Origin of the sequence: Amycolatopsis silviterrae, assembly GCF_042684085.1 — a bacterium.
Lineage (GTDB): Bacteria > Actinomycetota > Actinomycetes > Mycobacteriales > Pseudonocardiaceae > Amycolatopsis > Amycolatopsis silviterrae.
On record NZ_JBHUKS010000024.1, the window covers coordinates 237,637 to 263,060 of the forward strand.

Consider the following 25,424-nt stretch of genomic DNA (forward strand, 5'->3'; position numbering starts at 1 on the left):
GTGTCGAGGAGCAGCGTGCACGGCCCCCCGGGCCGGGCGCGCTGCCCCTCCACACGCCGACTCAAAGGCGATCCCGCCGGGCCGGCGGAGCCGGCGCCATCAAACACCGCGATCCCGCCGCGACGGCGAAGCCGGCGCAATCAAACACCGCGATCCCGCCGCGACGGCGAAGCCGGCGCAATCAAACACCGCGATCCCGCCGCGACGGCGGAGCCGGCGCCATCAAACACCGCTCTCCTTTCGGAGGGCGGCCAGCTCCCGGTGGATCCAGGCAACCTGCGTGCGCATCAAGTTCTCCGCGACCTCCTCGGCCTGCGGCGTCATGTGCGTCGCACCCGCCAGCGGCAGGAAGCCGTGCGGACGCCCCTTCGCCAGCAGCGCCGAAGACAGCCGCAGCGCGTGCGCCGGGAAGACGTTGTCGTCGGCCAGCCCGTGCACGATCAGCAGTGCCCGTTCGAGCGAACCGGCGCTCGCGATGAGCGAGTTGTGCTCGTAGCTTTCCGGTTCGTCCTCGGGCTTGCCGAGGTAGCGCTCGGTGTAGTGGGTGTCATACAGCGACCAGTCGGTGACCGGCGCGCCCGCGACCGCCGCGTGGAACACGTCCGGCCGCCGCAGCACGGCGAGCGCGGACAGGTAGCCGCCGTAGGACCAGCCGCGGATCGCAACCCGCTCCAGATCCAACTCGGGATGCGCGGCCGCGGCGGCGTGCAGCGCGTCGACCTGGTCGGCGAGCGTGACGTCGGCGAGCTTGCCCGCGATCTCCTTCTCCCACACCGGACCGCGACCGGGCGAGCCGCGGCCGTCCGCGACCAGCACTGCGAAGCCCTGGTCGGCGAGCCACTGCGGGGTCAGGAAAGCGTTGCGGCTCTGGAGAACCCGCTGTGCGTGCGGACCGCCGTACGGGTCGAGCAGGACCGGCAGCTTGCCCTCTTCCGGCTCGTATCCGCGCGGCAGCACCAAAGCCGCGCGCAGCTGCCGTTCGCCGAGGGTGAGCCAGGTCAGGTTCGGCACGATCTCCGGGTCCACAGTGGACGATTCGATCGAGCCCGTCTCGATGCCGTCCCGCAGCACAGTCACCTTCGGCCCGCTGTGGTCGAGGCTCCACGACGAAAGCACCGTGAGATCAGCGCTGCCCGAACCGACGTGCACACCGTCCGTTGTGGACAGTCGCTGCACCTCGTCGCCTTCGGTGCGGTACAGGTGCACCTGGGTCGGGTCGTCTTCCGAAGCAGTGAACAGGATTTCCGCACCGACGTGCAGCACCATCCGCAGCTGCATCCCCGGCGGCGTGACCGGCTTGCCTCCGACCACGAGCCGGTGGTCGCCGTCCGCCGCGCTTTCCACCACCAGCTTGCCGTCCGCGGTCCACGCGGGCACGCCCTGGAAGATCTCCACCCAGTGCTCGTCGGTCTCGGTGTGCACCTCGGCGACCGATCCGTCGGCCGGGTCCAGCGCCAGCACGGTGAGCCGCTTCTGGTCTCGCGGCTGCACGGCCAGCAGCGGCTGTCCGCCCGCCGACCAGTGCACGGTGACCAGGTATTCCCAGTCGCCCGGAGCCACATCGACGCGGCTGCCGTCCAGGCTCAGCACCGCCAGCGACACCTCGGCGTTCGGCGAGCCCGCCGACGGATACGCCACGACGTTCGCCGGCAGCTGCGGGTTCGCCGGGTCGCCGATCGTCCAGCGCGGCACCGGTCCGCGGTCCGCGCGTTCCGCGATCACGCTCCGCCCGTCCGGTGCCCACCAGTAGCCGCGCGTACGGTCCATCTCCTCGCCCGCGATGAACTCCGCGAGACCCCAGGTGACGTCCTCGTCGTCCTCGCCGGCGAGCACCCGGTCCTCGCCGGTCGCCAGCTCGATCACGCGCAGCCGGCGCTCGCGCACGTACGCGACGTGCGTGCCGGTCGGGTTCGGCCGCGGGTCGATCACGGACCCGTCGACCAGGATCCGGGTCTCGCCGCTCGCGAGGTCGAGCGTGTAAAGCTTGCCCGACAGCGTGAAAGTAACGACGGTGAACGCGTCGTCGACGCCGAACGCCACCACGCCGCCGCCGGTCTCGCGGGCCCGCTCGCGCCGCGCGCGTTCCTCCGGCGGCAGGTCCTCGTCGCCGGACACCAGCTCGGCGGCGTCGATCAGCTTCGTCTCCTCGCCGGTCGCGAGGTCGAACGACCACAGGCTGTGCCGCGGGTCGGTCCCGGTGGCGCTGCGCAGGAACAGCACCCGCGAACCGTCCGGGGCGACCCGGAACTGCTTGGGCGCGCCGAGCGTGAACCGCTGGGTGCGGGCCTGCTGGCGGAGGAACGGAACATCGTCGAGTGCGAAATCGGTCACGACCAGCACTCTTTCAGATGATCAGCCGGGCACGCCAACACCCTGCAGCGCGGCCCGCTGTTCATCGACGTCGTAGGACGGCTCCGGGAACCGCGGGTTCAGCTCGGCCAGCGTCTCCACCAGCAGCTCGGCGACCGCCCAGTTCCGGTACCACTTGCGGTCGGCAGGCACGACGTACCACGGCGCGTGCTTCGTCGACGTGCGCTTCAACACGTCCGCGTACGCCTGCTGGTAGGCAGGCCACTGCCGGCGCGCGTCGATGTCCGACGGGTCGAACTTCCACCGCTTCTCCGGCCGGTCCAGCCGCGCGGTGAGGCGACGGAGCTGTTCCTCCGGCGAGATGTGCAGGAACACCTTCACCACCGCGGTGCCGCTGTCGGTCAGCTCCTTCTCGAACGCGTTGATCTGCGTGTAGCGCTGGCGTCGTTCGGCTGCCGGGAGCTGGCCGAGCACGCGCGGCACGAGGATGTCCTCGTAGTGCGAGCGGTCGAACACGCCGAGATGCCCCGGCGTCGGGAGCTTCTTGCGGATGCGCCACAGGAAATCGTGCTTGCGTTCGGCGGCCGTGGGCTTCTTGAACCCGGCGTACTGCACGCCCATCGGGTTCACCAGGCCGAGCACGTGGCCGACGGTGCCGCCCTTGCCGGAGGTGTCCATGCCCTGCAGCACCAGCAGCACGCTGCGTTCGCCGCCGCCGATCCCCTCCGCGTACAGCGCTTCCTGCAACCCGGCGAGCTGTTCCCCGGCGGACGCCAGCTTCTTGCCGCCTTTTTCCTTCTTTTCCGGCCCCACGGGCGACGAAGCCGGGTCCGGCAGCTCGTCGCCCGCCCGGAGCGCGTCGCGGACCCGGTTTCCGTTCTGCTGCTTCTTCGCCATCCCGGGACGATAACCGGAGCGGCGGCCGATCCCGGGGACTTCCCGGCCGTCCGGGCGGGTGTCATCCGGTCGAGCGAGCCGCGCAGCGATTCGCCGGGCAGACCCCCTGATTGCGCAACGAACGACGGGGGAAAGCAACGTTTCCCGGCTGAACTCCCCGCGAACGGCCTCTAGCCTGAACGCATGACAGCGTCCGTCCAGCCTGCCGGCACCGCGCGTCCCACCTCCTCCGACGGCTTCATCGCGCTCGACGAGCAATGGAGCACGCACAACTACCATCCGCTGCCGGTCGTGATCGCCGAAGCCGAGGGCGCTTCGGTGACCGACGTGGCCGGCAAGTCCTATCTGGACTTCCTGGCCGGCTACTCCGCGCTCAACTTCGGCCACCGCAATCCCGAGCTGATCGCCGCCGCGACCGAGCAGCTGGGCCGCGTCACGCTCACCTCCCGCGCGTTCCACCACGACCAGATGGGCCTGTTCTGCCGCGAACTGGCCGAGCTGACCGGCACCGAAATGGTGCTGCCGATGAACTCCGGGGCCGAGGCCGTGGAGTCCGCGGTGAAGGTCGCGCGCAAGTGGGCGTATCAGGTGAAGGGCGTTCCGGCGGGCACAGCGGAAATCGTGGTCGCGCGGTCGAATTTCCACGGCCGCACCACCACCATTGTCTCGTTCTCCGACGACGAAACCGCGCGCGCCGACTACGGCCCCTTCACGCCGGGCTTCGTCCAGGTGCCGTACGGCGACGCTGAAGCAGTGAAGGCGGCCATCACGCCTCGTACGGCGGCTGTGCTGATGGAGCCGATCCAGGGCGAGGCAGGCGTCATCGTGCCGCCGCCGGGGTTCTTCGCCGACGTACGCCGACTGTGCGACGAGAACGGCGTACTGATGATCGCCGACGAGATCCAGTCCGGTCTCGCGCGCACTGGCACCGTGCTGGCGCTGGAGCACGAAGGCGTCCGCGCCGACCTGTACACGCTTGGAAAGGCTCTCGGCGGCGGCATCGTCCCGGTGTCGGCTGTCGTGGGCAGCCGTGCCGTGCTGGGCGTGCTGAAGCCGGGCGAACACGGCTCGACCTTCGGCGGCAACCCGCTGGCGTGCGCGGTCGGCCGCGCCGTGGTGCGGCTGCTGCAGACCGGCGAGTACCAGAAGCGGGCGACCGAACTCGGCGCGCACCTGCACGAGCGGCTGGCGAAGCTGGTCGGCAACGGCGTGTCGGAGGTGCGCGGACGCGGCCTGTGGGCGGGCGTCGACATCGCGCCGGGCGGTCCGACCGGACGGGCGGCGTCCGAGGCGCTGGCCGGTTTGGGCGTGCTGTGCAAGGAAACGCACGACCGCACGCTGCGGGTCGCGCCGCCGCTGGTGATCACCGAGGCCGAACTGGACCGCGGCGTCGACGCGATCGCGCAGGTCGTGCGCGGCTGAGCTACCCGGTGACCGCCGTTTTCCGGGCGGCGGTCACCGGGTGGGCACCACCGCGACCGACGATCCGTCCGGCGAAGCGGTCACCTCGATGCCGCGGCCGTAGTCGTCCTTGACGGACGTGCTCAGGCTCCACGTTCCGTTGTCCTCCCGGAACCCCACCGAAACCTTGTCGCGGGGGAAGCCCGGCATGCGCTCGTTCACCTTCGCGAGGATCGCGGGCAACGCCTTCGGCGACAGCTTCGACAACGCGAACAGCGGTGCGCCGGGGTCCGGCTGGATCGGCGAAGGCTGGTGCCCGACCAGACGTCCGCGGTGCCAGTCGTAATCGTCCGAGGTGCCCGGGCCAGGGCCAGGCAGCTGAAACTCCACGTAGTCGGTGCGGATGATCGCTTCGTACACCTCGTGGCGACCGCTCGTCTTCGTCAGCAGCGCGGCGACCTCTTGGAAACCTTGCTCGGTGAACGCGTCCGCCGTCAGCGCCGGAACGCCCTTCGCGTCCGCAACCAGCTCGCGCTCGCTGTCGTTGGCCGAGCGGACGGTCATCGTGACGCCGACATTCTCGCGGCGGAGGTACACCCGCACGTCCGCCGGATCCCCGCCGAAACGCGCGACGAGACCGGGAATCGCATCGAAATTGACCTCGCTCGCGGCGAATTGCTTGTCCGGCGCGCCGGTACTGGTCGAATCGCGCTTGACCGTGCCGCCGCGGTAGGTCAGGTACGCGCCAGGCACTTCAGCGCGGATCAGGTCCGATTCCACGGTCAGCCCTTCGAAACGCTCGCTCTCGGCGGACATTTTCGCCACGCCGTCGCGCAAGGCTTCCGCCGTGAACATATTCGGCTGCGAAAGAAGCTGGCCGAGTACATCGTCGCGGATGGGCACCAGCAACGCCGCCGCGATGACGACCGTGCTCACCACCGTCATGGCCAGCCGCCCGGCGAAATTCCCTTGCCGCGCTTCGGGTTCCGGCGTGCGCTCCTCGCCGATGGACCCGACCCGCCATGGCCGTTCAGTCCATTCCCGAGGCGGATCGGCGTCCACCACGAGCACGCCGGGATACCGCGCACTCTGCTTGACCACGACGACCGTGCCCGGCTGATACGCGGCCGAACGCACCGGATGGATCAGCTCCCGGGCAGTCGCCCTGTACGCCTGCCCAGTCGGCGGCGCGACGACGAGCTTCAGCTCGGTGACGTACGCGTCGTTGATCTGCGTCCCGGTCGTCTTGAGGCTTTCGATCTTGGCGAGTGCCCAGTCGCCGTGCTCCTTGACGAACTTCGTGCCCTGCGGGGAGGCGGCTCCGTGCAGCGACCGGGCGATGCTGCCGAGGATCAGCACCATGATGGTGAGGCTGATGCCGACCGACCCGGCCGCGACGTACCAGCCGTATTCGAGGACGAAGCCGCCGACGATCCCGGCGATCGCGAGCCCGATCGGCAGTGCGTACACCAGCCGCAGGAACCGGATCAGCCGGATCGCCGGAGAACGCCGCGGTTCTGGTGAATTGAGCACAATTGGTGTGTTTACTGCACTCCGCGCGAGGACACCAGATGGGGGTGCTCACACAGAGTGTCCGGTCAGACGGACGTCACCTCTACGCCGCTCAAGCCGTTGTTGTCCTGCTGCAGTCCGTCGCCGCCCGGCACCGTCGGGATGTCGCTGGTGCTGAGGCCGGACAGGTAAAGCCCGGCCTCGGCACCGGCTTCCGCGGACTGCCGCTTGCGGCGCGCCGTTTCGATCCTCGTCACCACGACCTCGCGAGCACCGCCGGGCAGCTGCACTACTGCGTTGGCGCCGACCTGGACGGTGCCGTCCGTGACCGTGCCGGTGACCACGACTCCGCGCGTCGGGATCTGGTAGATCTCGGAAATCCGGAAGCGGAACGGGCCGGACGGGGTTTCGGCCGGACGGCGCGAGAACAGCGACATGGGACAAGCATCGCATCACGACGGTCCTCGACCGTTCACCGGCTGTCGTTCGGTCGCGGCGTGGACCGCGGCGGCCAGCCGGTCGTGTTCCGGATAGGACCAGGTCGCGGAGAACTGCCGCCGCGTGTACCCGAAAGCGACACCGCTGCGCGGGTCCACGAAGGACTCGGAACCAGCAGACCCGTTGTGCCCGAACGCATTCGCGCTCAGGAACGGATAACGCAGCCCCTTCGCCTGAAACCCGAGCGCGTACTGGCCCGCGTCGCCAGTCACCAGGTCGCGGCCGGTCGAATGCAGCATGGCAAACTCGCCAAGCGTGCCGGGTTCGAGCAACGGCGGCCGTCCGTCCAAGCCAGACACAGCGGCCGCGTACAGCCCCGCCAGCCCGCGCGCGCTGCCCACCCCGCCTGCGGAAACCGGCCCAAGCGCCCGCACCCGCCGAGTATTGACGAACGCGACCTGATCAAGCGGCGGCGTCGAGTCGAGCGCGTAGCCGATCCCGCCGAGGCTGTGCGGCCCCGGAACATACGCCTGGAACGCGGCGAGGTCCTCCGCACTCGCCTCCCCCGCCAGCACCTCGCGGTAGCGGTGCTCCTCCTGCTCGGGCAGCCCGAGGTACAAGTCGAGGCCGTACGGCTCACGAACCCGCGCCTCGAAGTGCTCCTGCACCGACTCCCCGGTGACCCGCCGGACCACCTCCGCAACCACCGAAAACCCAGCAAACCCGCTGTAGCCATACGCAGAACCCGGCCGCCAGAACGGCCGTTGCCCAGCCAGCCGCCGCGCGATCACCCGGTCGTCCGCGAGTTCCTCGGCAGACAGCCCGCCGTCGACCCCGATCAGGCCGGACCGGTGCGTGAGCACGTCGCGCACCGTGATCCCGCCCTTGCCCGCCGCACCAAACTCCGGCCAGCAACGCGCGACCGGCACGTCCAGGTCCAAAACACCGTCCTGCACGAGCAGCGCGATCACCAAGGCCGTCGCCCCTTTGGTCGACGAATAGACGCCGGTCAGCGTCGCGCCCGTGACGTCCCCGGCCCAGAGATCAACCACCAGCCTCCCGCGCACGCGAACCGCCAACTGCACCCCCGCGCTCGCCCCGGCCGCCACAGCGAACTCTTCGCGAACCGCCTCGAAGCCGTCCGCGACAGTACCGTGGATCTCGATGTCCCCCATTGGTTCAGGTCCCTCCGATCGTCAGTGTCGAAGGAAGGACCCGCGAGCCGCCACGAATGTGACTAGGCTTCGATCCGTGACCGCCAGGCGGACTCTCGCTCTCTTCGCCGCACTCTGCGCGCTCGCCACGCTCGTGCTGGGACTGCTCGTCGCTCCGTACGCGCCCGGCACCGTGGACCAATGGGCCGCGAACTCCGCCGCGACACTAAGCCCAGGGCTGCTCAACGCGCTGGTGCTGCCCACCGAGCCCTACGTGCTCATCCCCGCCGTCGTAGTCATCGCCGGAATCTGCCTCTACCGACGCTCCCGACGAGACGCATTACTTGCTGTGGCAGGCCCTTTCCTAGCCATCGCCCTCAACAGCTGGGCCTTGAAACCCGCCTTCGACCGATGGAAAGGCGGCACCCTCGTCTACCCGAGCGGCCACACCGTCAGCCTGGTAGCGGTCCTCACCGTCGTGGTGCTGCTAGTCCGGTTTAAGGCGGTAGCCGCTGTTGTGAGCGTGGTGCTGATCGTCTGCGCAGCCGTCGGCATGATCGGCCTCGGCTACCACTACCTCACGGACATCGCCGGCGGCGTCTGCTTCGCCCCCGCCGTGGTCACCGCGCTGCGGGCGGCACTGTCACCGCGTCGCGCGCCAGAGCCGTCAACCGGCTGATCGCGCGCAGGTACTTCTTGCGGTAACCGCCGTTCAGCATCTCCTCGCCGAACAGCTCTGGCAGCGGAATCCCGGACACCACCACCGGAATCGCCCGGTCGTACAGCCGGTCCGCGAGCGCGACCAGCCGGAGCCCCACCATCTGGTCCGGCACCGGAGTCACGTGCTTGAGGTGCACCCGCCGCACCCCGTCGAGCAGCTTCCCGTAGCGCGACGGATGCAACTTCCCGAGATGCGCCGTCAACGCCCCGAAATCGTCCACAGTGGACCCTTCGTGCGCGGCGGCGGACGCTTCCAGCTCGTCGTCGCTGACCGGCGGCGGCGCGTCGGGAAGCCCGCGGTGCCGGTAGTCCGGCCCGTCGACCCGGACGACGCCGAACCGCCGCGACAGCGCCTGGATCTCCCGCAGGAAGTCCTCCGCGGCGAACCGCCCCTCGCCGAGCTTGTCCGGCAAGGTGTTGGAGGTCGCCGCGACGTAGACGCCCGCGTCGGTGAGCTCCTGCAGCAGCCGGCTGACCAGCGTGGTGTCGCCGGGATCGTCCAGCTCGAATTCGTCGATCGCGAGCAGCCGGTGCTCGGACAGCCGCGAGACCGCGTTGGCGAACCCCAGCGCGCCGACCAGGTGGGTCAGCTCGACGAACGTCCCGTACGCCTTCGGCCCCGGAGTCTCGTGCCAGGTCGAGGCGAGCAGGTGAGTCTTGCCGACCCCGAACCCGCCGTCGAGGTAAAGCCCCATCGGCCCGTCCGGAATGGCCGCGCCGCCGCCGAAGAGCGACCGCAGCCGCGACTTCTTCGCCTTGGCCGCCCCGATCCGCGAAGCGAACGCCGAACACGCCTCGACCGCCGCGGCCTGGCTGGGTTCGTCCGGATTGGGCAGGTACGTGGAGAACCGAGCCTCGCCGAACCGCGGCGGCGGCACGAGGGAGGCGATCAGCTCGTCGGCCCCAAGCTCGGGAAACCGGTCGGTCAGCGCAGCTGCGGGCATGGTCGGAGAGCCTATCCGGACGCTCCCGCCGCCTTCGGCTCGCCTCGACGCGCCGACGCACGGCAAATCCCCCGGTCGAAGCCCCTTTCCGCCGACGACGAGACGGGCGGAGCGGGCCGCGTGTGGTGACTGTCACCGGGCTTCGTCGCTGGTCCGGCGCTGCCTGCCCCGGTGCACCGACCAGCAGTGCTTCCCCGGCTGCTCATCACGCAGCCGGGGCCGCCTTCGCGCCGGTGGGCTCCGCCAGCCATCACCCGCCCCGGAACCACTGGACATCAACGGCTCCCGCCCGCCGCCACTCGGCCTAAGCCGCCTTCGCGCCGACCGCCCCAGCCATCACGCGCCCGGGAAGCCGCCGGACATCGCTGACTCCCGCCTGCACCGCACGCCCCGGAGCCGTTTTCGCACCGACGACCGTCGCCAGCCAACGCGCACCCCGGAAGCGCCAGACATCAATGACTCCCGCCTGCCACCGCACGGCCCGAACCGCCTTCCGCCCCACAGCCATCGCGCGCCAGGAGCCGCCGGACCTCGGTCGCTCCTGCCCGCCACCGCACGACCCGGAACCGTCGAGCACCGGTCAACGCCCGCTGCCACGCTGCGCACGGGCGGGCCGATGTCCGGACCAGGACGCCGGGCGGCCGACAAGCCCTGCGATTCCCCGGCCGCAGCCGCCCTTCGCGCCGTCGAAGCGGGCCCACACGCCATTCCCGACGTGAAACCAGGCGCGGGACCGACCGTCTCTGCTGAAGCCCCGCTGCCCTCGCCAGCCTCGTGCCGTATCACCCATTCGAGGGATGCCGCGTGAGTTTTCGCCCGGTCGGGACATCGTTCGGGCGGGCACGTCTTCGGCGCCGCGAGCCGCTCGCGGCGACACTGGACGCGCCATGTCCGCTACAGGGAGCGAGGAACCATGCCGACCCCGAACCGGCCGGATGTCCCGGCCGCCGTCCCCTCCGCCGCGCTGACGTCGGTCGAGCAGACCGACACCGCCGGGCGCACCACGATCTCGTCGCTGGTCGTGCAGAAGATCGCGGCGCTGTCGGCGCGCGAGGTCGCCGGCGTGCACGCACTCGGCGGCGGCGTTTCGCGGGCGATCGGGGCCCTCCGGGACCGGATCCCGGGCTCGGGCGCGACGTCCACCGCGGGTGTCTCGGTGGAGGTCGGCGAGAAGCAGGCCGCGATCGACCTCGACGTCGTGGTCGAATACGGCGCGCGGATCGCCGAGGTCGCGCGCGACGTCCGGCGCAACGTCATCGCCTCGGTCGAGCAGATCACCGCGCTCGAGGTGATCGAGGTCAACATCTCGGTCAACGACATCCACCTGCCCGGCGAAGAGGACGAACCCGAGTCCAGCCGGGTCGAGTGACCGGCGTCCGCAGGCCGCCGCAGCACGCCAGATCAGTCATCACCCCTTACTCGCCGCAGCAAGCAATCCCAGGAGGGCGCACGTTGAACGCTACGCAGACCGGGATCCTCGCCGGGCTGATTCTCGGCCTGGCCGCCACTCAGGGGTTCACCGCTTTCCTGGTGACCTTCGCGGTCGGCCTCATCGGGCTCGTGGTCGGCCGGGTCCTCGACGGCGAACTCGACCTCGGCGACCTGTTCGGGAAGGGCCGCGACAGGTGACCCGGGCGGTCGAGACCGGGCCGACCCGCAGCGACCTCCCGGAGCCCGCCGAACGCGGTTCGCTGACCATCGCGCACACGGTCGTGCGCAAGGTCGCCCAGCACGCCGCCGACCAGGTGCCCGGGACGATGTCCGCCGAACGCCGCGTCGCGGGCGTCAGCACCGGGACTTCCGGTGCGTCCGCGAAGGTCGGCGGCTCGGACAACGACGTCGAGCTGTCCCTCGATCTCGCGCTGCGCTATCCGGCTCCGGTGCGGGAAGTGACCGGGCAGGTGCGCGCGAAGGTCGTCGAAGAAGTCGAGCGGATCACCTCCTATCACGTGCGTTCGGTCGCGGTGAAGGTCACCGCGCTGCTGCCGGACGTGCCGCCGAGGGTGCGATGATGCGCGTCCTCGTCCGTCTTCTGTCCACTGTGCTCGGTCTGGCCGTCGCGGTCGGCGGCGCGCTGCTGGCGCTCGAGGTCGGGTGGTCCTGGTGGCAGCCCGGCAAGGAGCCGCTGCTGGTGCCGTGGCCCCGGTGGAAAACCGAAGTCGCCGAGCTGGACTGGACCAGCACGCCGGTGCGGATCGCCGCCGGGATCGCGGTGCTCGCCGGGCTCGTGCTCCTCTTGCTGGCGCTCGGCGCGGGCGACCGCGCGGTGCGGATGACCGACCCCGCCGACGGCATCACGGTGAGCACGTCGCCGCGGGCGCTCGCGCGGCTCGTCGGGCTGGCGGTGCGCGCGGAGGACAACGTGCGGGGCGCGTCCGTGACGGCCAGCTCCCGCCGGGTGCGCGTGCGCGCCACGAGCCGTCTGGAAAACGAGGAACAGCTGCGGCCGCGGCTGCTGGAGACCGTCGCCGGTGTGCTGGACGGTCTCCCGTTGCAGCGTCGCCCGAAGGTGTCGGTCGTCGTCGACTCCCCGAAGGACCGGTGATGAGTGCTTCCGCGGCGCGTCGCGCGCAAGGCCGTTCGCACGGCGCTGAGCGCACGCTGACCTCTCTGGTCGGCGTGCTCGGGTTGCTGGCCGGGGCTGGTGCCCTGGTGGTCGGCATGGGGTGGCTCGGGCAGTTCCGCGGGCACCGGCCGGTGCTCGACCCGATCGCGATCGGCTGGCTCCGCGACCACTCGCTGTACGCGCGGATCGGCGCGGTCGTGCTCGGAGTGCTGCTGCTGGTGTTCGGACTGTGGTGGTTTTTCCGTTCGCTGCGCCCAGAACGCCGTCCGGACCTGAAGCTCGACGAAACGATCGGCGAGGAGCTGACCGTCACCGCCGGAGCATTGGCCGGGGCCGTGCAAGCGGACACGGAGAGCCTCGACGGAGTCACCCGGGCCCGCGTCCGGTCGGTCGGCACCGTGGCTGAACCGGCGTTGCGGATCACGCTCTGGCTGACTGAGGGCACCGACGTCCGGCGAGTGTGGGAGGACCTCGACGCGTATGTGCTGACGCGGGCCAGGGAATCGCTCGGCGTCGCGACGCTGCCGACCGCGGTGCGGCTCGAACTCGACACGGCTGGCTCGGCACGCGTGCGCTGATCCCGCGTTTCGCCCAGAATGCCCGCATGGCCCTCCCTGTGCAGGCACCGATCAAGCCCATGCTGGCGAAGCCGGCGAAAGCCATCCCCGATTCCGGCGGCCTGCTGTTCGAGCCGAAGTGGGACGGGTTCCGCTGCCTGGTTTTCCGCGACGGCGACGAGATCACCCTGCAGTCGCGCGCGGAGAAGCCGCTGAACCGGTATTTCCCGGAGGTCCTCGCCGCGCTGCGGGAATCCTTGCCGGAGCGGGTGGTGCTCGACGGCGAGCTGGTGGTGGCGCGCGACGGCAAGCTCGATTTCGACGCGCTGACCGAGCGCATCCACCCGGCCGAGAGCCGCGTCCAGCTGCTCGCCGATCAGTCGCCCGCGCAGTTCGTGGCCTTCGACGTGCTCGCGCTGGGCGACGAGTCGTTTGTGGAGGAACCGACCTCGGCCCGCCGCGAACGGCTTGAGTCCCTGCCGGGCATCGCGCTGACGCCGGCGACGACCGATCCGGAGACCGCGCGGCACTGGTTCGAGCTGTTCGAGGGTGCCGGGCTGGACGGCGTGATCGGCAAGCCGCTGGACGAGCCGTATTCGCCGGGCAAACGGGTTTTGTTCAAGTACAAGCATTCCCGCACCGCGGACTGCGTGCTGGCGGGCCTGCGCTGGCACGTGGACGGCGAACCCGGCGAGGCGGTCGGCTCGTTCCTGCTCGGCCTGTACGACGAGAACGGGCTGCTGCACCACGTCGGCGTGGTCGGTTCGTTCCCGGTCGCGCGCCGCCGCGAGCTGGCACAGGAACTGGCCCCGCTCATCACCGACGGCGAAGGGCATCCGTGGCTGGGCGACGCGGTCCGCGAAGGGCAGCGGGTGCCGGGCGGCATCACGCGCTGGCGTTCGAAAGAACAGCCGTGGGTGCCGCTGCGGCTGGAGCGCGTGGTGGAGGTCTCGTACGAGCACACGGAAGGCGGCTATCCGTCTCGCTTCCGGCACACCGCGCAGTTCGCGCGCTGGCGGCCGGACCGGGAGCCGTCGTCGTGCGGCTACGCACAGCTGGACGAGCCGGCGCGCTACGACCTGGCAGCGGTGTTCCGGGGCGAGGTCGTGCGGACCCGCTGACCCCGCCCGCGCCGCCCGGACCAGCGTGGACCGGACACGCCGCGGGACCCGCTCACTGGCTTCCCACACCAGGCGTGCCAAGCTCGTCCGAGAGTTCCGCCGAGCAGACGTGAGGACCAGCCCGTGCACCGCCGTTCCCCCAGCCGTTTCCGTTCGCGCGCCCGGCTGGTGGCGGCGACGCTGGGAGTGCTCCTGCTCGCCGGGTGCACCAGCGGGCCCTCCGTGCGGCCCGCCGTGATCGACAACGACGGGCGCGCCACCGCCGCACCTCCCCCGAGCACCGCCGCGGTGCCGCTGCCGCCGCTGGCCGAGCCCAAGAAATCCGCGCTGCGCTGGGCCAACTGCGACGCGGACACCCGCCAGCGGATGGCTGCCCCGGCGCTGCCCGATTCGCTGCACGTCAGCTGCGCCCGCATGACGTCCCCGCTCGACGCGCCCGACGACTCGCAGCACCTGCTCGCCCGCATCCTCGTGCTCAAGGCGGGCGACGGCCCGATCCCGCTGGTGGTGGTGAACGACGTCGGCGGCGAGCCCGGTTCGCTGTTCGCCGCGCGCCTGGCGACGCAGCTGCCGCCGGAGTTCCTGAAGAAGTTCTCGCTGATCGGCGTGGACCGGCGCGGCACCGGGCTGTCCGGCGGGGTGCAGTGCGTGCCGCTGGAAGTGCGTTCGGAGCTGCTGGGTGCGGACCCGGCGGACGGCAGCCTCGGCGACGTGCTCGACGCGGCTCGCCGGGCCGGTCAGCAGTGCGCGCTCGACCTCGACACCGCGCAGACCGCGCTGGACAGCTGGCGTACCGCGGGCGATCTCGACCAGCTGCGCAAACAGCTGGGGCTTGACCGGCTGAACGCGCTGGGCCGCGGCGACGGCTCGAAGGTGCTTTCGGAGTACGCGGTGCGTTATCCGGCGCAGGTGGGCCGCATGGTGCTGGACGGCATCCCGGACCCGGGTGCCGACCGAGCGGCTGTGCTCGACGCGGTGGCCGCCGGCGCGCAGGCGACGTTCGACGCCTTCGCCGCGGACTGCGCCGCCCGCAACTGCCCGATGGGCGATGCGAAAACCGCGCTGAAGACGGTGACCGATCGCCTCCGCACGTCTCCGGTGGACACTGACGACGGCGTGACGATGAGCCCGGGCGTGGCGACCTACGCGGTGTACCAAGGACTCGCCGACCGTTCCGCCTGGCCCGCCCTCGCCGACGCGCTGACCGCCGCGAAGAACGGCGACATCACCGCGCTGGCCGGCTTCGCGAATCCGATCGTGGCCGACGTGCGCGGCCGCACGTCGCGCATCGGCGGCACCATCGCGACCCGGTGCAACGACTCGACCACCCGGCTGCCCGCCGACCAGCTGGATCGCGCCGGAACGGGAATGCGCGCCAAGTACCCGCAGTTCGGCGCGGCGATCGCACAGGAACTCGCCTGGTGCGGCGCTTGGCCGGTCCGCCGCGAAGCGCTGCCCCCGGGCGGCGCGCCGGGTGCCCCGCCCATCCTGGTCGCCGCGACCGCCACCGACCCGGTGACGCCGCAAGTCGGCACCACCCGGGCCGCGGACCAGATGCCCAGCGCCGTGACCGTCACCTGGCAGGGCGTCGCGCACGGCGCGGTGGGGCAGTCCCCCTGTGTCACCTCCGCCGCGCAGTCCTTCCTGATCGACGGCAAGGTCCCGGACAACGGCACTCTCTGCCCGGCCTGAGGACCGGCCAGCCTGACAGGCAGTGCCCTTCGCGGCCATCGCGGCTTCAGCGGCCTGATCAGCACTGTCTTTCTCGGGATCGGGATGTGCGAGTTCAGCGGCAGCACACCGGCCAGGCGGTTCCGCCCGGCCGAAACATCGCCGCCATCCGGCGCGCAGCAGCCGTCTGATCCGGCTGAACAGTCGTTCGCCCCGCTGTGGTCTGGGATGGCGGGACCGGGGCTGCCCCGCCGAAGTCGTTTCGAACACCTCACCAGTATCTCGAACACTTGTTCGACACTGCATCACCCGACCCAGCGGGATCGGCTCCCCCCGCTCGTGTGACCGACCACGCGATCTGTCACGGCCAGCGAGGGGCAACCTGGATGAACGGTGCGACGGGACCACTGACGCCGGTGTAGTGGCCGCACCCGCGTGCTGCTCCGCGTTTCCGCGACCGTAGTCGCCCAGCCGCGCGGCTCACGGTCCGTTCAGATCTCCGGGCTCGGACCAAGGGGGTCAGCCAGTTGCCGGAGACCGCGTTCGGCGTATTCGGTAGTGAGATCGAGAACGAACTCCGGATCGCCAGGATGGTTGCGATACGTATGCAGGATCGCGAAAATCGCGGTCCCGACCGTCATAGCGGCCAAGGGCGCCACCTCGGGGCCGGGCTTGTAGCCGTAACGGGCGAGGTTCGTGCGAATCAGATCGGCGACGCGGCTGATGATGTCGTCGGTGAATTGCCGCCACACAGCCAGATGTCCTTCGCCTTCGGTGCCCATGACGAGTTGCAACCCGTCCGGGTGCGCCTTGGCGTAATCGAAGATCGCGGCCATTCCGGCTCGGATCTGCTCGTGGATGTGCAGCCCTTCGGCTTTGTCGTAAGCGGCGAAAAGCCATTGCTTCAACTGCTCGGCCTCGCGACGCAGCACGGCGAGGTAGATGGTCTGTTTCGAGGCGAAATGCGCGTACAGGGTCGGCTTCGTGCAACCGGCCGCCTCGGCGATGGCGTCCATTCCGGCGGCCGCGTACCCGCGGGCGGCGAACACCGCGCACGCCCCGTCGAGCAGTTGTCCGTCGGATGGCCGGGAGCCTTTGCCGCGTCGCCCGGTCGGAGCATCGAGGGAAGCCACGATTGGCATCATGCCCCACTCGGTGTTTAACTCCGAGTCAAACTCTGGGCGGATCACCGGGCAAGGAGGCCCTGATGCGATGGTGGCGCAGCTTGCCGGCCCTGCTGGCGGCGACGGTTACGGCGGCGACGCTGACCGGGACGGGGACCGCTCCGGCCGGCGCCACGGAAGCAATGCCGGAGTGCGCGCTGCCAGGCGCCGGAGCGGCCACGACCTCGGCTTCGCCCGCGGCGGAGGGGTTCGATCCGGCCAAGCTGGCGCGGGCGATGGACTTCGCGCAGTCGCGTCTGCGCCTGAACGTACAGGTGCACCGCAATAACTGCCTCGTCGCGGCGGGCAGGCTGAACCCGCTCACGGGCGGCGTCCCGTGGAACATCTGGAGTTCGACCAAGAGTGTCGTGGCGCTGGTCGCCGGTATCGCGCGCGACCAGGGCAGACTCGACCTGGCGGCCCCGATCGGGCGGTATCTCCCCGCGGGCGTCGGGGACGCCGCGCACCGCGCGATCACAGTGCGGGATCTGCTCACTCAGACGTCCGGGCTGAAACAGGCCATCGTCTCCGACGTCGGAGCGTCGGTCGCCGGCGCTGACACAGACGTCGTCGGCCAGGCGATGGCGTTGCCGATCACCCATGCCCCAGGCACCTACTTCGAGTACAGCCAGCGCGGTCCCGATCTGCTGGCGTATGTGGTCGAACGCGCCGTCGGCGAGGATTTCCAGGCCTTCGCGCAGCGGAACCTGTTCGACCCGATCGGCATCGGCTCGCACGATCACGTCTGGCTGCGCGATCGGGCCGGCCACACCTACGGATTCGCGAACCTCTACCTGCCGCCCGACGATCTGGCCAGGCTCGGCCTCCTCCTCGTCAACGGCGGCAGCTGGAACGACCGCCGGGTCGTGTCCTCCTCGTACCTCGACCAGCTCCGCGCCCCGTCGGCGACCAACGCCTGCTACGGCTACCTCGTCTGGGTGAACCACGCGCCGTGCGTCGGCCCCTCCCTCCCCTCGCGCAAGGTCTATCCCGCCGTGCCGCTGGCGGCCCTGCCCAGCGACGCGTACGCGATGGTCGGCTTCCTGCAGCAGAACAACTTCGTCGTGCCCAGCCTGAACCTGGTGGTCACGTGGACCGGCGTGCTGGGCGACGTCAGCCTCGACCCGCAGACGCTGATCAGCGCCAGCCCCGACAGCGAGCTGTACCACGAGTTCCTGCGCCTGCTGGGCCAGTCGTTCGTGCGGCCGCGGCTGCCGGACCCCGGGCCGTATCGGCAGAATTTCAACTTCGACATCCAGCCCGGGCAGTTCCTCGACCCCGCCGTCACGCTGGGTTCGCTGGCGATCGGTCCGGACGCGCCGGCCGGATGCACGCCGATGGCCTGTGGCGGCACCCTGTTGCCACACCAGGGAACCGTGCAGAACTTGAACGCGGTGCTGGGACTGGTCACGCACTGAGCGACCCGGACTTGCCCCAGACGAGCGCCGACCGTCCTAACGGGACGCGACCGGGCTGGCCGCCGCCCAGGCCGCCTCGATCATCCGGAAAACCTCGTCCACGGCGGCCTCCGGATCGGCCGCCTCCCGCGCCACCGAATAGGCGTCGACCACGAACCGGGCGATCGCCCGGCACGCCGTCGGAGTCCGCCCCAGCCCGGGGTCGGCCGCCATCGCCGCCGCCAGCGACTCCGCGTGCCGCAGCCGCATCGAGTCCTCGTACTCGCGCAGCGCGGGCGATCCGTCGATCATCCGCCAGACCGGCGCGGCGCTGTCCGCCGTGCAGTGCGCCACGAGCGCTTGGATCTCGTCCCGCAAGGCCGGGATCAACGGCTCCTCCGGGGCCCGCCCGGAGACCGCGCCGCGAAGACTGTCCTCGAAGTTCGAGTCCTGCTCGAACACCAGCGCCTCCTTGGAGGCGAAGTGCGAAAAGACCGTGGTCACCGCGACGTCGGCCTCGGCCGCGATGTCCCGGATGCCCACCTCGTCGTACCCGCGCTCGAGGAACAGCCGGAGCGCGGTGTCGGCGATCTTCTGGCGGGTCGCAGCTTTCTTGCGCTCGCGCCGCCCGGACGGCTCAGTCATCCGCGGATGCTATCAGCCACAAAGTGTGCCCGGTTGCCAAAAGCTAACAGTTAGCCTTTGACTGCTACTGCCGGTAGCCCTCGACCTCGCCCACGGACCGGACCGAGGCCTCGTCCGGGTCGTCGTCGAACTCGATCCGGGCCCGCCGCTGCCGCAGCAGGTCCCAGCACTGGTCCAGTTCCTCCTCGGCCCGCCGCAGGCGTTCCCGGTCGTCGGAGGACAGCCCGACCCCGATGGCCCTCCCCCGCAGCTCCTTCTCCTCGGCGATCAGCTCGTCGATGCGTCCCAAGATCCCGTCAGCCACACCAGCCTCCACGACAGCGCGAACGATCACAGCGCGAACAATCACCCAGGACGCTACCCCGCCCCCGGGAATTCCCCACCCGGCTCGTTCGTTGGACCACCCATGAGCACAGTGGAACTGACCGCGGAGAACTTCGACCAGACCGTGACCGACAACGAGTTCGTGCTGATCGACTTCTGGGCGAGCTGGTGCGGCCCGTGCCGCCAGTTCGCACCGGTGTTCGAGAAGGCGTCGGAAAAGCACGGCGACATCGCCTTCACCAAGGTCGACACCGAGGCCGAGCAGCAGCTCGCCGCCGCGTTCAACATCCGCTCGATCCCGACGCTCGCGGTGATCCGCGACAAGACCCTCATCTACGCCCAGCCCGGCGCGCTCCCGGAAGCCGCGCTGGAAGACCTCATCCGCCAGGCCCGCGAGGTCGACATGGACGAGGTGCGCAAGGCCGCGGCCGCGCAAGAAGCCGAGCAGGCCTGAACCAGCCACCACAGGCGCACAACCCGGGGAAAACACGAAGGCCCGGCACCCACCAGGGTGCCGGGCCTTCGCGCTGGTTCAGGACCGGGTGACGAGCCCGCGCAGGAAGAACGCGAGGTTCGCCGGCCGCTCGGCCAGCCGGCGCATGAAGTAGCCGTACCACTCGTCGCCGCACGGCACGTACACGCGCACGGTCTCGCCTTCGGCGGCCAGGCGCTTCTGCTCCTCGGGCCGGATGCCGTACAGCATCTGGTACTCGTGGTCGCCGGTCGCGCGGCCGGCGTCGGCGGCGAGCTTGCCTGCGATCGCGATCATCCGGGGGTCGTGCGAGGCCACCATCGGGTAGCCCTTGCCCGCCATCAGTACGCGCAGGCAGCGCACGTACGACTTGTCCACCTCAGCCTTGTCCTGGAACGCCACCGATTCCGGCTCGGCGTAAGCGCCCTTGCACAGCCGCACGCGCGACCCGGGACCGGACAGCTCGCGGCAATCCTGCTCGGTGCGGTGCAGGTAGGCCTGAAGCACCGCGCCGACCCACGGGTACTCGGCGCGCAGCTCGCGGAGGATGCCGAGCGTCGAGTCCGTGGTGGTGTGGTCCTCCATGTCGAGCGTCACCGTCGCGCCGACCGCGTCGGCCGCCGCGCAGATCTTCCGCGCGTTCTCGAGTGCGACGCCTTCGCCGTCGCCAGGCAGGAACTGCCCGACTGCAGACAGCTTCACCGAAACGTCCGCGCCTTTGGCGAGGCCCTGTTCGGACAGCGCCGTCAGCAATTCCTCGTACGCCTGCACGGTGGCGGTGGCCTGTGAGGCGTCGGTGGTGTCTTCGCCGAGGTGGTCGATGGTGATCTTCCGGCCGTCGGCGGCGAGTTCCCGCGCGGCGCGCACGGCGTCGGCGGTAGCCGCGCCGGACACGAACCGGCGCACCACGGAGCGGGTGACCGGAACCGCTTCGATCAGCGCGCGCATCCGCTTCGAACGAGCGGCGGCGAGCAACGGGGCACGCAGCATGGTGGCGTCTCCTTCTCAGCCCTGGTGCGGGTAGCGCACGGAGGTCGGCGGCACGAACGTCTCCTTGATCGAGCGCGGGCTCGTCCAGCGGAGCAGGTTGAAGACCGAGCCGGCCTTGTCGTTCGTGCCGGAGGCGCGCGCCCCGCCGAACGGCTGCTGGCCGACGACAGCGCCGGTCGGCTTGTCGTTGACGTAGAAGTTGCCCGCCGCGAACCGCAGCGCCTGCGACGCCTTGGCGACAGCCGTGCGGTCGTTCGCGATGATGGCACCGGTCAGGGCGTACGAAGCGGTCTCGTCGACCAACTGCAGCACAGAGTCGAACTCAGCGTCGTCGTACACGTACACCGACAGGATCGGGCCGAAGTACTCGGTGCTGAAGATTTCGTGCTTCGGGTTCGTCGAGACGAGGACGGTCGGCTGCACGAAGTAGCCGACGCTGTCGTCCGCAGTGCCGCCGACGAGGACCTCGACCTCACTGTCGTTCTTAACGCGCTCGAAGAGCGCGGCGTGCTTGTCGAAGGCACGACGGTCGATCACCGCGCCGCCGAAGTGCGACAGGTCGGTGACGTCGCCGTAGCTGATCGCGGCGGTCTCGGACGCAAGGCCGTCCTTCATCTGCTCCCAGATGCTGCGCGGCACGTACGCACGCGAAGCAGCGGAGCACTTCTGGCCCTGGTACTCGAAGGCGCCGCGGACGAGCGCCGTGCGAAGCACGTCGATGTCGGCGGACGGGTGCGCGAGCACGAAGTCCTTGCCGCCGGTCTCGCCGACGAGACGCGGGTAGCTGCGATAGCCGGCGATGTTCGCGCCGACAGTGCCCCACAGGTGCTGGAAGGTGGCGGTGGAGCCGGTGAAGTGGATGCCCGCCAGGTCGCGGTGCGTCAGCGCGACCTCGGAGACGGCCTTGCCGTCTCCCGGCAGCAGGTTGATCACGCCCGGCGGCATGCCCGCCTCTTCGAGCAGCCGCATGGTCAGGTGCGCGGCGAAGCTCTGCGTCGGCGACGGCTTCCACAGCACGGTGTTGCCCATCAGCGCGGGCGCGGTGGGCAGGTTGCCGGCGATGGCGGTGAAGTTGAAGGGGGTGATCGCGTACACGAAGCCCTCGAGCGAACGGTGCTCCATCCGGTTCCACACGCCTGGCGAGCTGACCGGCTGCTGGTCGAGGATGCTTCGGCCGAACGCGACGTTGAAGCGCCAGAAGTCGGCGAGTTCGCACGCGGAGTCGATCTCGGCCTGCGTCGCGGTCTTCGACTGGCCGAGCATGGTGGCCGCGTTCAGCTTCGCGCGCCACGGGCCGGTCAGCAGGTCAGCGGCGCGCAGCAGGATGGCCGCGCGGTCGTCGTAGGACAGCGCGCGCCACTCCGGAGCGACCTTCGCGGCAGCAGCGATCGCGTCAGTCGCGTCCTGCTTCGTGGCGCTCTGGATGGTGCCCAGGACGTGGCTGTGGTTGTGCGGCTGGACAACGTCGATCTTCTCGCCGCCGCCCGCGCGCTGCTCGCCGCCGACGGTGACCGTCAGGTCAACGGGACCGGCCTGACCCAGTTTCTTCAGCGCACCCTCCAGCTCGGCGCGCTCGGCGCTGCCCGGCGCGTACGTCAGCACCGGCTCGTTCTTCGGGGCGGGGGTCTGGGTCACGGCGTCCACGGCGGCTCCCTCGTTGGCTTACTCGTCGGATGCCCGAAAGATAACGCTGCGCGGCGTCCAGGGGTTTGTTCAAGCGGCTAGAATCGCCCATATGGTTTTGTCCGATCGGCCTACGCAGTGACGGCCGCTGAACCGTTCGCCGGAACCTCGCTGCGGCACGTGCTCGCGACGCTCGGCGAGCCCCTCGTCCGGGTGCTCGTCGCCCCGCGCGGACTGGGCGTTCCGGTGCAGGACGTGGTGATCCTCGATCCCGAGGACCCACCCGAAACGCACCCCGGCGACCTCGTCCTGGTGATCGGCGCGCGGGGCCGGTCGGCGGCCGCAGCGATCCGGGCGGCCGGACGCGGCAGGGCGGCCGCGGTGGCGGTGAAGGGCGAAGGCGGCACGGATGTCGCGGCGGACGCTGGCGTCGCGCTGCTCACCGTCGGCGCGGAGGCACGGTGGGAGCAAGTCGAAGCGCTCGCGCGGGGCGTGGTCGACGCGGCCCGAGCCGGTGGCGAAGCGGAGAACGGCGAGGTGCTCGGCGACCTGTTCGCGCTGGCCCAGACGGTCGCGACGCTCACCGGCGGCCTGGTCAGCATCGAGGACACGGCGAGCCGCGTGCTCGCGTACTCCCGGGCCGGCGACGAGGTCGACGAACTGCGGCGGCTGTCGATCCTGGGCCGCGAAGGGCCGGAACGGTACCTCGCGATCCTCCGCGAATGGGGCGTCTACCAGCGCCTGCGGGCTGGCGAAGGAATCGTGCGCGTGGACGAGCGGCCCGAACTGGGGATCCGCCGCCGCATCGCCGCCGGGATTCACGCGGGATCGCAGCCGCTCGGCACGATCTGGGTGCAGGAAGGCGCGCAGCCGCTGACCGAGCAGGCCGAGGTGGCGCTGCTCGGCGCGAGCCGAACCCTTGCGCCGCAACTGATCCGCGCGCGAACCCTGCCCGATCCGCAACTGCGGCTGCGCGAGGATTTGCTCGCCGGGCTGCTGGAAGCACGCGTCGACGCCGAGTCCGTCGCGGACGACATCGGTGCGGATCCGGCGCGCCCAGCACAGGTTTTGGCGTTCACGCTCGCTCGGCAGCAGGCCACCGCCGCGTCGGACCGGTTGCTGCGCCGGGCCGAACTGGTGCACCTGATCGCCGTCCACACCGCGGCTTACCGGCGAACCGCGCTCGTGAGCGTGCTCGGCGGCCGGGTGTACGCGCTGCTGCCGGATCTGCCGGAGCATTCGGACGCCGCCGTGCTGGCTCTGGCGAAGGAAATCGTTGGCGCAGCAAGGAAACACCTCGACACGCCGGTCCGCGCTGCTCTCGGCGGGGTGGTGCCGAGGCTTTCAGACGCGGCGTCGTCAAGGGGCGACGCCGACCGGGTGCTGATGGCGATGACGCGCGGGCATTGGCCGTCCGACGTCGCGTCGCTGGCCGACGTCCGGGCGGACGTGTTGCTGTCGGAAGTGTTGGCGTACTTGGGAGATCAGCCTCGGCTGCGCGATCCCCGGCTCGCCGAACTCCGCGCCCACGACGCTGACCACGGCGACATCCTGATCCCCGCGGTGCTGGCGTACCTGAACGCTTTCGGCGACGTCCGCACGGCGGCCCGGTCGCTGAACATCCATCCGAACACCGTGCGGTACCGGGTGCGGCGGGCGTCCGAGGTGTCCGGCATCGACCTGACCGATCCGGCGCAGCGCCTGCTCACCGAGCTTCTGCTGCGGCTGTAAAACCGGGTGCCGAGGGGGTTCGTGATCGCTAAGGTGCCGTCGTGGACCTCTTCTTCCGCTCCTGGAACGCTCTTCAGAACGCCGTCAAATCACTCGAAGACGAGCAGTGGCTGATCCCGTCGGGCTGCACCGGCTGGCTGGTGCAGGACTTGGTGTTCCACCTGGTCATCGACGCGCAGGACATCCTGATCACGCTCGCGACGCCCACCGAAGCCGAGCCGACGCACACCGCCGCCCAGTACTGGGAACTCGGCACCGACCTGCCGACCGGCATGAACGAGGACGGCCTGTTCACCCGCCGCGCGGCGGTCGCCTACGGCACCACTGCCTGGCTGGCGCACCACCTCGACGACCTGGCCCAGGCAGCGGGCCGCGCGGCGAAGCTCGCGGACCCGGCGTCGAGGGTCGAAACCCGCGACTACGTCATGACGGTCGCGGACTATTTCGAAACCTACGTCGTGGAAGCGACGCTGCACCACCTCGACCTGGTCATGCATCTGTCCGGAGTGGACGGTCCGGACGCGGAATGCCTGGCAGAGACCCGAAAGACAGTGGAGGCCGCACTGGGTTCGCCGCTGCCGCCGTCGCTGGACGACCGGACCGCGCTCCTGGTGGCGACCGGCCGCCGGGCCGCGACCGAGGACGAGAAGGCGGCGCTGGGCGCGCTGGCGGAGCAGCTGCCGATCGTGCTCGGCTAGGCCGGAAGCCGTTCCGCCGCAGGCAGATCCGCGAGGCGAGCGAGCGCGGCGAACGATTCGACACGCGCGGCCGGGTCGTAGGTGCTGGTGCTGACGAGCAGTTCGTCAGCACCAGTCGCGGCGACCAGGTCCGCGAGCCGCGCGCCGACCTCGTCCGGAGTGCCGCTGATCTGCCCGGCGAGAGTGTCGTCCAGCCGGCGGCGCTCCCGTTCGGTCATCGGGAGCGCCAGAATCTCGTCCGCGGGCGAAAGCGGCGGGAACACGCCATGGCTGCGCGAGTACACAGTGGACCAAGCCTCCGGCACCAGCAGCCGCCGGGCTTCCTCCGCGGTGTCCGCCACCGCGACGGCTGTCGACACGACGACATGTGGATCGTCCACATCGGACCGGAACGTCTCGCGGTACCGGGAAATCGCCTCGACCATCGCCCGCTGCCCGTGCGCCGGAGCGATCACCAGCGGCAACCCGAGCCCGGCCGCGAGATCCGCGCCCGCCCCTGTCGCCAGCAGATACACCGGCACCGACAGCCCTTCGGCCGGGATGGCGTGCACACCGTCCTGCTCGCCGCGGAAGTACGCGAGAAGCTCGCGAACCTGACCGTCGAACCCGTCGGCCGCGTCCTTGCCCTGGCCGAGCGCCCGGCGCACCGGCTCGATGAACCCGACCGACCGCCCGAGCCCGAGGTCGATCCGCCCCGGGAACAAGGACTCCAGGATCCCGAACTGCTCAGCGACCACGAGCGGCCGGTGATTGGGCAGCATCACGCCGCCGGACCCGACCCGGATCGTCGAGGTCGCGGACGCGACGGCTGCCGCGAGCACCGCAGGCGCGGACCCGGCGACACCCGGCACGCCGTGGTGCTCGGAAACCCAGAACCGGTGGTAGCCGAGCGCTTCGATGTCCCGCGCGAACGCGACGGTGTCCCGGACCGCCTGCGCAGTCCCCCGACCACGCCGCACGGGCGAGCGGTCCAGCACGGAAATCGGAACGTCCACGATCACGCCAACGCCCGCCGTCCGGACCGAATTCCCACCCCGACGTCCGTGAAGGTGGCCCTCACGGCAGCCCCGTGTCCGTGAGGGCCACCTTC

At 70.5% G+C, this 25,424-nt stretch carries 25 protein-coding genes; 13 read left to right on the plus strand and 12 right to left on the minus strand.

What is annotated here, in order from left to right:
* Nucleotides 1–222: 222 nt before the first annotated feature.
* Nucleotides 223–2,331, minus strand: coding sequence for a S9 family peptidase (locus ACFSVL_RS31365; protein ID WP_378309183.1), 2,109 nt, complete (start codon nucleotides 2,329–2,331; stop codon nucleotides 223–225).
* Nucleotides 2,332–2,352: 21 nt separating this feature from the next.
* Nucleotides 2,353–3,207, minus strand: a complete 855-nt coding sequence (locus ACFSVL_RS31370; RefSeq protein ID WP_378309185.1) for a PPK2 family polyphosphate kinase — start codon at nucleotides 3,205–3,207, stop codon at nucleotides 2,353–2,355.
* Nucleotides 3,208–3,390: 183 nt separating this feature from the next.
* On the opposite strand from ACFSVL_RS31370, the gene rocD reads away from it, so the two are divergent.
* Nucleotides 3,391–4,629: an ornithine--oxo-acid transaminase gene (rocD, locus tag ACFSVL_RS31375; protein WP_378309187.1), complete on the plus strand. Its 1,239-nt coding sequence runs from the start codon at nucleotides 3,391–3,393 to the stop codon at nucleotides 4,627–4,629.
* Between the two features lie 33 nt (nucleotides 4,630–4,662).
* Here the strand turns inward: rocD and ACFSVL_RS31380 are convergent, their stop codons facing one another.
* The 3 genes from ACFSVL_RS31380 to ACFSVL_RS31390 form a co-directional block, all read right to left on the minus strand.
* Entirely contained in the window at nucleotides 4,663–6,141 is a 1,479-nt protein-coding gene (locus ACFSVL_RS31380; protein WP_378309189.1) for a hypothetical protein, read from the minus strand.
* Nucleotides 6,142–6,206: 65 nt separating this feature from the next.
* Complete coding sequence (locus ACFSVL_RS31385; RefSeq protein WP_378309191.1) at nucleotides 6,207–6,557, minus strand: hypothetical protein; 351 nt, start codon at nucleotides 6,555–6,557, stop codon at nucleotides 6,207–6,209.
* Nucleotides 6,558–6,572: 15 nt separating this feature from the next.
* On the minus strand, nucleotides 6,573–7,733 hold the full coding sequence (locus ACFSVL_RS31390; RefSeq protein WP_378309193.1) for a serine hydrolase domain-containing protein: 1,161 nt from the start codon (nucleotides 7,731–7,733) through the stop codon (nucleotides 6,573–6,575).
* A 76-nt stretch (nucleotides 7,734–7,809) separates the two neighbouring features.
* Here ACFSVL_RS31390 and ACFSVL_RS31395 point away from each other — a divergent pair, with 76 nt between their 5' ends.
* Nucleotides 7,810–8,391 carry a phosphatase PAP2 family protein gene (locus tag ACFSVL_RS31395; protein WP_378309195.1) on the plus strand — a complete coding sequence of 194 codons (582 nt, stop codon included), beginning with the start codon at nucleotides 7,810–7,812 and terminating at the stop codon, nucleotides 8,389–8,391.
* Here the strand turns inward: ACFSVL_RS31395 and zapE are convergent.
* Nucleotides 8,333–9,376 carry a cell division protein ZapE gene (zapE, locus tag ACFSVL_RS31400; protein ID WP_378309196.1) on the minus strand — a complete coding sequence of 348 codons (1,044 nt, stop codon included), beginning with the start codon at nucleotides 9,374–9,376 and terminating at the stop codon, nucleotides 8,333–8,335. The genes ACFSVL_RS31395 and zapE overlap by 59 nt on opposite strands.
* Nucleotides 9,377–10,289: 913 nt before the next feature.
* Here zapE and ACFSVL_RS31405 point away from each other — a divergent pair.
* The 7 genes from ACFSVL_RS31405 to ACFSVL_RS31435 all read left to right on the plus strand — a co-directional run bounded on the left by ACFSVL_RS31405 (nucleotide 10,290) and on the right by ACFSVL_RS31435 (nucleotide 15,312).
* Nucleotides 10,290–10,745 carry an Asp23/Gls24 family envelope stress response protein gene (locus ACFSVL_RS31405; RefSeq protein WP_378309197.1) on the plus strand — a complete coding sequence of 152 codons (456 nt, stop codon included), beginning with the start codon at nucleotides 10,290–10,292 and terminating at the stop codon, nucleotides 10,743–10,745.
* A gap of 83 nt (nucleotides 10,746–10,828) precedes the next feature.
* Nucleotides 10,829–11,005: a hypothetical protein gene (locus ACFSVL_RS31410; RefSeq protein ID WP_378309199.1), complete on the plus strand. Its 177-nt coding sequence runs from the start codon at nucleotides 10,829–10,831 to the stop codon at nucleotides 11,003–11,005.
* Nucleotides 11,002–11,388 (plus strand): Asp23/Gls24 family envelope stress response protein, encoded by a 387-nt coding sequence (locus tag ACFSVL_RS31415; protein ID WP_378309201.1) that lies wholly within the window; start codon nucleotides 11,002–11,004, stop codon nucleotides 11,386–11,388. Before ACFSVL_RS31410 ends, ACFSVL_RS31415 begins: the two co-directional genes overlap by 4 nt.
* Entirely contained in the window at nucleotides 11,388–11,921 is a 534-nt protein-coding gene (locus ACFSVL_RS31420; protein WP_378309203.1) for a DUF6286 domain-containing protein, read from the plus strand. The genes ACFSVL_RS31415 and ACFSVL_RS31420 overlap by 1 nt, the downstream gene beginning before the upstream one ends.
* On the plus strand, nucleotides 11,921–12,520 hold the full coding sequence (locus tag ACFSVL_RS31425) for an alkaline shock response membrane anchor protein AmaP (RefSeq protein ID WP_378309204.1): 600 nt from the start codon (nucleotides 11,921–11,923) through the stop codon (nucleotides 12,518–12,520). The genes ACFSVL_RS31420 and ACFSVL_RS31425 overlap by 1 nt, the downstream gene beginning before the upstream one ends.
* A gap of 26 nt (nucleotides 12,521–12,546) precedes the next feature.
* On the plus strand, nucleotides 12,547–13,620 hold the full coding sequence (locus tag ACFSVL_RS31430) for an ATP-dependent DNA ligase (RefSeq protein WP_378309206.1): 1,074 nt from the start codon (nucleotides 12,547–12,549) through the stop codon (nucleotides 13,618–13,620).
* 123 nt (nucleotides 13,621–13,743) lie between these two features.
* The gene (locus ACFSVL_RS31435; protein ID WP_378309208.1) at nucleotides 13,744–15,312 is read left to right on the plus strand and encodes an alpha/beta hydrolase; all 1,569 of its coding nucleotides are present in this window, start codon (nucleotides 13,744–13,746) and stop codon (nucleotides 15,310–15,312) included.
* A gap of 470 nt (nucleotides 15,313–15,782) precedes the next feature.
* On the opposite strand, the gene ACFSVL_RS31440 is transcribed toward ACFSVL_RS31435, so the two are convergent.
* Nucleotides 15,783–16,424 carry a TetR/AcrR family transcriptional regulator gene (locus ACFSVL_RS31440; RefSeq protein WP_378309209.1) on the minus strand — a complete coding sequence of 214 codons (642 nt, stop codon included), beginning with the start codon at nucleotides 16,422–16,424 and terminating at the stop codon, nucleotides 15,783–15,785.
* Nucleotides 16,425–16,498: 74 nt separating this feature from the next.
* Here ACFSVL_RS31440 and ACFSVL_RS31445 point away from each other — a divergent pair, with 74 nt between their 5' ends.
* The gene (locus ACFSVL_RS31445; RefSeq protein ID WP_378309211.1) at nucleotides 16,499–17,872 is read left to right on the plus strand and encodes a serine hydrolase domain-containing protein; all 1,374 of its coding nucleotides are present in this window, start codon (nucleotides 16,499–16,501) and stop codon (nucleotides 17,870–17,872) included.
* A gap of 36 nt (nucleotides 17,873–17,908) precedes the next feature.
* Here the strand turns inward: ACFSVL_RS31445 and ACFSVL_RS31450 are convergent, their stop codons facing one another.
* Both ACFSVL_RS31450 and ACFSVL_RS31455 read right to left on the minus strand, forming a co-directional pair.
* A complete protein-coding gene (locus tag ACFSVL_RS31450) occupies nucleotides 17,909–18,496 on the minus strand; it encodes a TetR/AcrR family transcriptional regulator (protein WP_378309212.1) in 588 nt (195 codons plus the stop codon).
* A 64-nt stretch (nucleotides 18,497–18,560) separates the two neighbouring features.
* Nucleotides 18,561–18,800, minus strand: a complete 240-nt coding sequence (locus tag ACFSVL_RS31455) for a DUF2630 family protein (protein ID WP_378309214.1) — start codon at nucleotides 18,798–18,800, stop codon at nucleotides 18,561–18,563.
* A gap of 102 nt (nucleotides 18,801–18,902) precedes the next feature.
* On the opposite strand from ACFSVL_RS31455, the gene trxA reads away from it, so the two are divergent.
* The gene (gene trxA / locus ACFSVL_RS31460; protein ID WP_378309216.1) at nucleotides 18,903–19,274 is read left to right on the plus strand and encodes a thioredoxin; all 372 of its coding nucleotides are present in this window, start codon (nucleotides 18,903–18,905) and stop codon (nucleotides 19,272–19,274) included.
* Between the two features lie 78 nt (nucleotides 19,275–19,352).
* Here the strand turns inward: trxA and ACFSVL_RS31465 are convergent, their stop codons facing one another.
* Both ACFSVL_RS31465 and pruA read right to left on the minus strand, forming a co-directional pair.
* Nucleotides 19,353–20,282, minus strand: coding sequence for a proline dehydrogenase family protein (locus ACFSVL_RS31465; RefSeq protein ID WP_378309218.1), 930 nt, complete (start codon nucleotides 20,280–20,282; stop codon nucleotides 19,353–19,355).
* Between the two features lie 15 nt (nucleotides 20,283–20,297).
* A complete protein-coding gene (gene pruA, locus ACFSVL_RS31470) occupies nucleotides 20,298–21,926 on the minus strand; it encodes an L-glutamate gamma-semialdehyde dehydrogenase (protein WP_378309220.1) in 1,629 nt (542 codons plus the stop codon).
* A gap of 117 nt (nucleotides 21,927–22,043) precedes the next feature.
* Between pruA and ACFSVL_RS31475 the strand changes: the two genes are divergently transcribed.
* Both ACFSVL_RS31475 and ACFSVL_RS31480 read left to right on the plus strand, forming a co-directional pair.
* The gene (locus tag ACFSVL_RS31475) at nucleotides 22,044–23,636 is read left to right on the plus strand and encodes a PucR family transcriptional regulator (protein ID WP_378309222.1); all 1,593 of its coding nucleotides are present in this window, start codon (nucleotides 22,044–22,046) and stop codon (nucleotides 23,634–23,636) included.
* Nucleotides 23,637–23,677: 41 nt separating this feature from the next.
* A complete protein-coding gene (locus ACFSVL_RS31480) occupies nucleotides 23,678–24,334 on the plus strand; it encodes a maleylpyruvate isomerase N-terminal domain-containing protein (RefSeq protein ID WP_378309224.1) in 657 nt (218 codons plus the stop codon).
* Here the strand turns inward: ACFSVL_RS31480 and ACFSVL_RS31485 are convergent.
* Entirely contained in the window at nucleotides 24,331–25,335 is a 1,005-nt protein-coding gene (locus ACFSVL_RS31485) for an MsnO8 family LLM class oxidoreductase (RefSeq protein ID WP_378309226.1), read from the minus strand. The two genes, ACFSVL_RS31480 and ACFSVL_RS31485, sit on opposite strands and share 4 nt — an antisense overlap.
* Nucleotides 25,336–25,424 lie beyond the last annotated feature (89 nt).